This window comes from Mycobacterium sp. 852002-51057_SCH5723018 (assembly GCF_001667035.1).
Lineage (GTDB): Bacteria > Actinomycetota > Actinomycetes > Mycobacteriales > Mycobacteriaceae > Mycobacterium.
This window is the reverse complement of sequence record NZ_LZIR01000010.1, coordinates 1-7156: the sequence shown is the minus strand read 5'-3', so window position 1 is coordinate 7156 and position 7156 is coordinate 1. Positions and strand designations below refer to the sequence as shown.

7 protein-coding genes are annotated in these 7156 nt (G+C 66.3%); 4 read left to right on the top strand and 3 right to left on the bottom strand.

The annotated features are described in order from the left end of the window. On the bottom strand, nt 1–2336 hold a 2336-nt coding region (gene ponA2, locus A5764_RS03780; RefSeq protein WP_067108816.1), incomplete at its 3' end, for a transglycosylase/D,D-transpeptidase PonA2. Nucleotides 2337–2682: 346 nt separating this feature from the next. On the opposite strand from ponA2, the gene A5764_RS03775 reads away from it, so the two are divergent. Continuing rightward, nucleotides 2683–3033, top strand: coding sequence for a WhiB family transcriptional regulator (locus A5764_RS03775; RefSeq protein WP_067108814.1), 351 nt, complete (start codon nt 2683–2685; stop codon nt 3031–3033). 300 nt (nt 3034–3333) lie between these two features. On the opposite strand, the gene A5764_RS03770 is transcribed toward A5764_RS03775, so the two are convergent. Further along, nucleotides 3334–4491 (bottom strand): ArsA family ATPase, encoded by a 1158-nt coding sequence (locus tag A5764_RS03770; RefSeq protein ID WP_067108812.1) that lies wholly within the window; start codon nt 4489–4491, stop codon nt 3334–3336. Then, nucleotides 4488–5510 carry an ArsA-related P-loop ATPase gene (locus tag A5764_RS03765; protein ID WP_067108809.1) on the bottom strand — a complete coding sequence of 341 codons (1023 nt, stop codon included), beginning with the start codon at nt 5508–5510 and terminating at the stop codon, nt 4488–4490. Before A5764_RS03765 ends, A5764_RS03770 begins: the two co-directional genes overlap by 4 nt. 93 nt (nt 5511–5603) lie before the next feature. On the opposite strand from A5764_RS03765, the gene A5764_RS28055 reads away from it, so the two are divergent. From A5764_RS28055 to A5764_RS03755, 3 genes are read left to right on the top strand one after another with little or no spacing between them, the layout of a single operon-like run. Further along, a complete protein-coding gene (locus A5764_RS28055) occupies nt 5604–5765 on the top strand; it encodes a DUF4177 domain-containing protein (RefSeq protein ID WP_003419736.1) in 162 nt (53 codons plus the stop codon). Next, the gene (locus A5764_RS03760) at nt 5766–6221 is read left to right on the top strand and encodes a RidA family protein (protein WP_067108805.1); all 456 of its coding nucleotides are present in this window, start codon (nt 5766–5768) and stop codon (nt 6219–6221) included. 5 nt (nt 6222–6226) lie between these two features. After that, complete coding sequence (locus A5764_RS03755) at nt 6227–7018, top strand: MBL fold metallo-hydrolase (protein WP_067108802.1); 792 nt, start codon at nt 6227–6229, stop codon at nt 7016–7018. Nucleotides 7019–7156: the final 138 nt, after the last annotated feature.

Here is a 7156-nt window from a genome sequence, read left to right as displayed (position 1 = left end):
CCCCCCCCCCCCGCCGCGCGCGGGGGGCGCCCCGGTGGCGGCGGGATGCCGTTGCTGACCTGGATGGTGATGATCGACCCCGGGATGGTTTGCCCGCTGGGCGCCGTCCCGACTACTTCGCCCAGCTTGGCGCTGCTGTTGACGGAGTTGGTTTGGTCGGCGACCTGGAAGCCCGCCTCCTTGAGCCGCTGGCGCGCCACGTCGACCTCCAGGCCGGTCACGCTCGGCACCCGCGAACCGGGTGAGCCCTCGACGTAGCGGGGGTCGGTCGGCGGCAGGTGCACCTCACCGAAGCTGGTGGCGATCGGTTTCATCGCGGTGAACCACGTGCGGGCCGGCTCGTTACCGCCGTACAAGTCACCCTCGCCGCAGTGGCGCAGGGGAGCGGAGCACAAATCCGTCGGGTTGGGTGAGTCGTCGTAGATGTAGTTGGCCGCCGCGTACCGGTTGGTGAAGCCCACGAAGCCGGACGAGCGGTGGGCCTCGGTGGTGCCCGTCTTGCCCGACATCGGCAGGTCCCAGCCCGCCGAACCGGCCGAACCGGCCGCGGTGCCACTGCCCACGGCGTCCTTGCTCATCGCGTTGGCCAGGGTGTTGGCCAAGCCTTCGGGCACTACTTGGTCGCAGGTCTCGGTGGTCACGGCCACTTCGTTGCCGTTGCGGTCGATCAGCTTGTCGATTGGGTTCGGGGGGCACCAGACGCCCCCGGAGGCCAGCGTGGCCGCGACATTGGACAGCTCCAGCGCGTTCACCTCGATCGGGCCGAGCGTGAACGAACCGATGTTCTGCCGTTTGACGAAGTCGGCCAGGCTCTCGTTGCTGTCGGGGTTGTAGTCGCGCGCGGTGCCCGGGTCGGCGTAGGACCGCAAGCCGAGTTTGATCGCCATGTCCACCGTGCGGGTCACCCCGACCTGCTGGATCAGCTTGGCGAACGCGGTGTTGGGCGAGGTGGCCAGCGCGTCGGTCACATTCATCGAGCCGCGGTAGTTACCGGCGTTGATCACGCACCAGGTGTCCTTGGGGCAGCCCTTGGCGCCACCGCTGCCCATGCCCTTGGCCTGGAACCGGCCCGGCACCTCGAGCGTCGCGTTGGTGCCCATGCCCATGTCCAGCGCCGCTGCCGTGGTGAAGATCTTGAACACCGAGCCGGCACCGTCGCCGACGAGGGAGAACGGCTGCGGTCGCATCGTTTCGCCGGCCTCGGTGTCCAGGCCGTACTTGCGGTTGCTGGCCATTGCCATGACGTGATGAGAGTCCTTGCCCGGTGCGATCACGCTCATCACGCTCGAGATGCCCGGCAGGTTCGGGCTGGCGAACTTGTCGATGGCGGCCTTGACGGGGATTTGCACGTCGGGGTCCAGCGTGGTGCGGATCAGGTAGCCGCCCTTGGCCAATTGGTCCTTGCTGATGCCGGCGCGGGACAGGTACGCCTGCACGTAGTCGCAGAAGAAGGCGCGGTCGCCCGCCGCGATGCAGCCCCGGGGCAGCTCATTGGGCTGCGGCAAGATGCCCAGCGGCGTGGCCTTGGCGGCGCGCAGGGCGTCGGCCTCTTGGGGCAGGTTCTCGATCATGGTGTCGAGCACCAGGTTGCGCCGGGCCAACGCGCCGTCGGGGTTGACGTACGGATTGAGCGTGCTGGTCGACTGCACCATGCCGGCCAGCAGCGCCGCCTGCTGCCAGTTCAGGTCGGCCGCGTTGATGCCGAAGTAGGTCTGCGCCGCGTCCTGGACCCCGAACGAGCCGTTGCCGAACGACACAAGGTTGAGGTAGCGGGTCAGGATCTCGGGCTTGGTGAAGGTCTTGTCCAGCGTGAGCGCCATCCGGATCTCGCGCAGCTTGCGCGCCGGCGTGGTCTCCACGGCCGCGCGCTTCTCGGCGTCGGTCTGGGCGGTCACCAGCAGTTGGTAGTTCTTCACGTACTGCTGTTCGATGGTCGATCCGCCGCGGGTCTCGACGTCACCGGACGCGTAACCGGCCAGCCCGGTCAGGGTTCCCTTCCAGTCCACGCCGTTGTGGTCGGCGAACCGCTTGTCCTCGATCGAGACGATCGCCAGCTTCATGGTGTTGGCGATCTTGTCGGTGGGCACCTCGAAGCGACGCTGCGAATACAACCAGGCGATGACGTTGCCCTTCTTGTCGACCATCGTCGACACCGCCGGAACCTCACCCTGTAGCAGCTGGGCCGAACCGTTGGCGACGACTTCCGACGCCCGGTTGGACATCAGCCCGAGCCCTCCAGCCAGTGGAAACATCAGCGCGGTGGCGACGACGCTCGCCAACAAACAGCACCCGGCGAGCTTGAGCAGCGTGAGGGCGGCCGGAGGGCGGTCTGACATGCGTACTAGGGTAGCGGCCCCCGTCACCTCCCCATCCAAACAGTTGACCAAAGTCCCTCCCATACCGCGACCAGCGAACATAGACTCGGCGTTGGCAGAAAATTTGCGCCGCCGTCACTCGTCAGTTACCGGGTCGAGATGCGGGTGGTCACACTCAGACCTATGATTTGGGACGAGACTGCACGCGCGTCCCAAAAAACCGTTATCAGACTGTTGCGCAATTGGCATCTGACCACCTAACTTAGACACACGGTGCGATTCAGATAACAGCGATGTGCACAGTGTGGCGTAGATCGCAGCACAGGAGGGCGGTCGCAACAAGCGATCGGGAGGAAGGGAACAGCTCGTGTCAGGACCACGGCCGGCCGCGCGCAGAACCAACATCGCGGCTGCTAAAGGGGTATTGCACAGTGTCGACGCCGAAGATCGGGTTGCCTGGGTATCGAGGGCGCTCTGCCGGACCACTGACCCCGATGAACTGTTTGTTCGGGGGGCCGCGCAACGGAAGGCCGCGGTGATCTGCCGCCACTGCCCAGTGATGCAGGAGTGCGGCGCAGATGCGTTGGACAACAAGGTGGAGTTCGGGGTGTGGGGTGGCATGACCGAACGCCAGCGCAGGGCTCTGCTTAAGCAGAACCCTGACGTCCTTTCGTGGTCGGACTTCTTCGAGAAGCGCCGTAACCGCAGCATCGGCTGACCTGGGCGCATCACAGGCGCGTCTCCTTCGGAAGCAAGAACTTTCCGGGCATTCTGAAAATAACGGTTTTCATAATTACGTAATTGTTACAGTGCCCTCCTGCGTTCCTTATTAGAACCCGTCTAGTAGTGGCTGGCTCGTGTCGAATACGAGCTTGCTTGTGCCTAATACGAATTCGGCAGCAACGACATCGCTACGTCGCGACCGGCCCGGCCCGCGTCAATAGCACCTCGCGGCAAAGACTGGCGTGTGTCTAAATCGGGGCGCTGCCGGGTGTGCAGTGCCCAGCCGGTCGTCTCCTCAGCGGCCCGCTACGCGGGCCGCATCGTCGCCGACCGAAGTGATCTGATCGGCGAGCGCCCGCAACGCGTCGAGGTCCGACACGTCGAACGGCAGCGACGGCACGCCGATCACCGGCACGTGCGGGTGGGCCCCGGTGAATCGGGAGAGCAACCTGATTTCCCGCTTGGCGGTCTGCCCGCGGTCGGCGTGAATCTTCAGCACGGCCGCGGCCAGCGACGCGGCCTCGGAATCCGTCTCGGCGTCCAGCGTCTCGCTGCCGTCGATCGCGCGCTCGACCGGCAGCGAACACAACGTCGGGTGGGTGCGGTTCAGCAGGAGGCCCGCGAGCGGCATCCCTTCCTGTGACAGCCGGTCGACAAAGAAGGCCGCCTCACGCAGCGCGTCGGGTTCGGCGGCCGACACCACGACAAACTGTGTGCCGCGCCGTTTCAGCAACGCGTAGGTGCGATCGGCTTTTTCGCGGAACCCGCCGAAGGTGGCGTCTAGCGACTGCACGAAAGCCGCCGCGTCGCCGAGCATTTGGGAGCCCAGCACGGTCGAGATCGCCTTCATCGCCAAACCCATTGCGCCGGTGACCAACCGACCGATGCCGCGGCCGGGAGCGAGTAGCAACCGCCACAATCGGCTATCCATGAAGCTGCCCAGTCGTTTTGGCGCGTCCAAGAAGTCCAGGGCGTTCCGCGACGGGGGAGTGTCCACTACCACCAGGTCCCAGCGGTCCTCGCCGAGCAGCTGACCGAGCTTCTCCATCGCCATGTACTCTTGCGTGCCGGCCAGGGACGTGGCGACCGTCTGATAGAACTGGTTGTCCAGAATCGATTGCGCCCGACCGGGTCCGGAATACTGGAGCACCATCTCATCGAACGTGCGCCGCATGTCGAGCATCATCGCGTGCAGCTCTCCGGAGACCTCGGGCGCCAGCGGCACCCGCTGCGGGGTGTTGCCAAGGTCGTTGACCCCCAGCGCTTGCGCCAGCCGCCTCGCCGGATCAATCGTCAAAACGCATACTGTACGGCCATATTCGGCCGCGCGCATCGCTATCGCGGCCGCGGTGGTCGTCTTGCCCACGCCACCGGCGCCGCAGCACACCACCACCCGGTTCGACCTGTCCGCCAGGATGGCGGCCATATCAAGCATTTTCGGGGTAACGCTCATCGAACCCCCTGCTGCGCAAGTGATTCCGACAGCTCATACAGGCTACCGAGGTCAACACCGTCGGAGATCGCCGGCAGTTCCAGCCGCGGCACCTTCAATGCGTCGAGCTGCTGCGCGGTTTCGGCCCGCGCGGCGATCCGCGTCGCGTGCTGAATCGTTTCGGTCAGCAGACCGGCGAAGTCGGCGTCGTCCAACCTGATTCCGGCCAACTCCAACCCGGCCCGCACCGAGTCGGCGTCCACATCGCCCTCGGCGGCCTTGGCCAGATCCCGCGGCTCCAGGTAGGACGGGATGTTGCGGTTGACGATCACACTGCCGATCGGCAGCTGCATCTCCTCAAGCTCCTCGATGGCTTCCAGCGTCTCCTGCACCGGCAGCGCTTCGAGCAGCGTGACCAAATGGATGGCGGTCTGGTCGGAGTGCAGTAGCCTCACCACGCCCTCGCTCTGCGAGTGCACCGGCCCGCCCTTGGCCAGATCCGAAACCGCTTTGGTGACATCGAGGAACCGCGCGATGCGGCCCGTCGGCGGCGAGTCGACGACCACCGCGTCGTAAACCGGGTTCTTGGTTCCCTTGTTCACGCGAACCACCGACTCCTTGATCTTGCCGGTCAGCAGCACGTCGCGCAGGCCGGGCGCGATCGTCGTCGCGAACTCGATGGCCCCGATGCGGCGCATCGCCCGGCCCGCGATCCCGAGGTTGTAAAACATGTCGAGGTATTCCAGGAACGCAGCCTCGATGTCGATCGCCAGCGCGTTCACCTGGCCGCCCCGCTCGGCTGTCGCGATCTTGAGCTCCTGGTAGGGCAGCGGCGGCACGTCGAAAAGTTGCGCAATCCCTTGGCGGCCCTCGACTTCGACCAAAAGGACTTTGCGGCCCCCCGAAGCCAGCGTCAGCGCCAGCGCGGCCGCCACCGTCGACTTGCCGGTACCACCCTTGCCCGTCACGAAATGCAAGCGGGCCTTCGACAAGCGCGCGGGCCAGCCGACGGAGCTACCGCCGCTAGAAGTGGATGCCACCTTCGCATGCTAGCCCGAGCGCCCCAGGTCACCCTTAGATCGGGTGGTGGCCACCGGCCCGGACCATTCACCGCCGACCGATAAGCTCGCGTCATGACCCAACCGACCGCATGGGAATACGCCACGGTTCCGCTGCTGACGCACGCGACCAAACAGATCCTCGACCAGTGGGGTGCCGACGGCTGGGAGCTGGTGGCCGTGCTGCCCGGCCCCACCGGTGAGCAGCACGTCGCGTATTTGAAGCGCCCCAAGTAGATGAGTGCTTCCGCCCGGCTCGGCCAACTCGGCGTCGCGCTTCCGGAGGTGGTCGCGCCGCTGGCCTCCTACGTACCGGCGGTGCGCACCGGCAACCTGGTCTATACCTCGGGTCAATTGCCGATGCAGGACGGAAAGCTGGCGCAGACGGGCAAGCTCGGCGCCGACATCAGTCCCGAAGAGGGCAAGGTGCTCGCCCGGATCTGCGCGCTCAATGCGCTGGCGGCGGTGAATTCGGTGGTCGGTATCGACGCGGTGACCCGGGTGGTCAAGGTGGTCGGGTTCGTCGCGTCGGCCCCGGGGTTCAACGGCCAGCCGACCGTCGTCAACGGTGCCTCGGAGTTGCTGGGCGAGGTGTTCGGCGACCAAGGCGCGCATGCCCGTTCGGCGGTCGGCGTGGCCGAGCTACCGCTGGACGCGCCGGTGGAAGTCGAGCTGATCGTGGAGGTCGGCTGACGGCCGTGACCGAGACCGCTGAGTCGTTGAGCCATCCCGCATACGGCAAGTTGCGGGCGGTCACCGAGTCTGCGTCGGTGCTGCTGGCCGACAACCCCGGCCTGCTGACGCTCGAGGGCACCAACACCTGGGTGCTGCGCGGCCCGGGCAGCGACGAGTTGGTCATCGTCGATCCCGGCCCGGAGGACGACGAGCACATCACCCGGGTCGCCACCCTCGGCAAGATCGCGCTGGTGCTGATCAGCCACCGGCACGGCGACCACACCGACGGCATCGACAAGCTGGTCGAGCTGACCGGGGCGACGGTTCGGTCGGCGGGCAGCGGGTTTTTGCGCGGCCTCGGTGGTGAGCTGGTCGACGGCGAGGTGATCGACGCCGCCGGGCTGAAGATCAAAGTCATCGCGACGCCGGGCCACACCGCCGATTCGTTGTCGTTCGTCCTCGACGACGCCGTGCTCACCGCGGACACCGTGCTCGGTCGCGGCACCACCGTCATCGACAAGGAAGACGGCAGCCTGGCCGACTACCTGGAATCGCTGAGGCGGCTGCGCGGCTTGGGCCGGCGCAGGGTGCTGCCGGGGCACGGGCCCGAGTTGGCGGACCTGGAAGCCGTCGCCACCGGATACCTGACGCACCGGCGCGAACGGCTGGAGCAGGTGCGCGCCGCGTTGCGGGATATCGGCGACGAGGCCACCGTCCGCGAGATCGTCGAATACGTCTATGTCGACGTCGACGACAAGCTCTGGGACGCAGCCGAATGGTCCGTGCAGGCCCAGCTGAACTATCTACGCAGCTGAACTGACGCCGAGCGGCTCGCGAGCGTGCGCAGTTGTACGCGGTTTGCGGCGTGTCGCCGTGCAGACACTCAGTGTCATGGTGGCGGTGCCGCATTGGCGGTGGTTGGGTCTGGATCACCCGATGTTTGGCTCTTGCAG

Bases quoted from the DNA above. Each gene is read 5' to 3' on its own strand.
- A5764_RS28055 (WP_003419736.1), top strand. From the start codon at position 5,604: ATGACCCAACCGACCGCATGGGAATACGCCACGGTTCCGCTGCTGACG.
- A5764_RS03770 (WP_067108812.1), bottom strand. From the start codon at position 4,491: ATGAGCGTTACCCCGAAAATGCTTGATATGGCCGCCATCCTGGCGGAC.
- A5764_RS03760 (WP_067108805.1), top strand. From the start codon at position 5,766: ATGAGTGCTTCCGCCCGGCTCGGCCAACTCGGCGTCGCGCTTCCGGAG.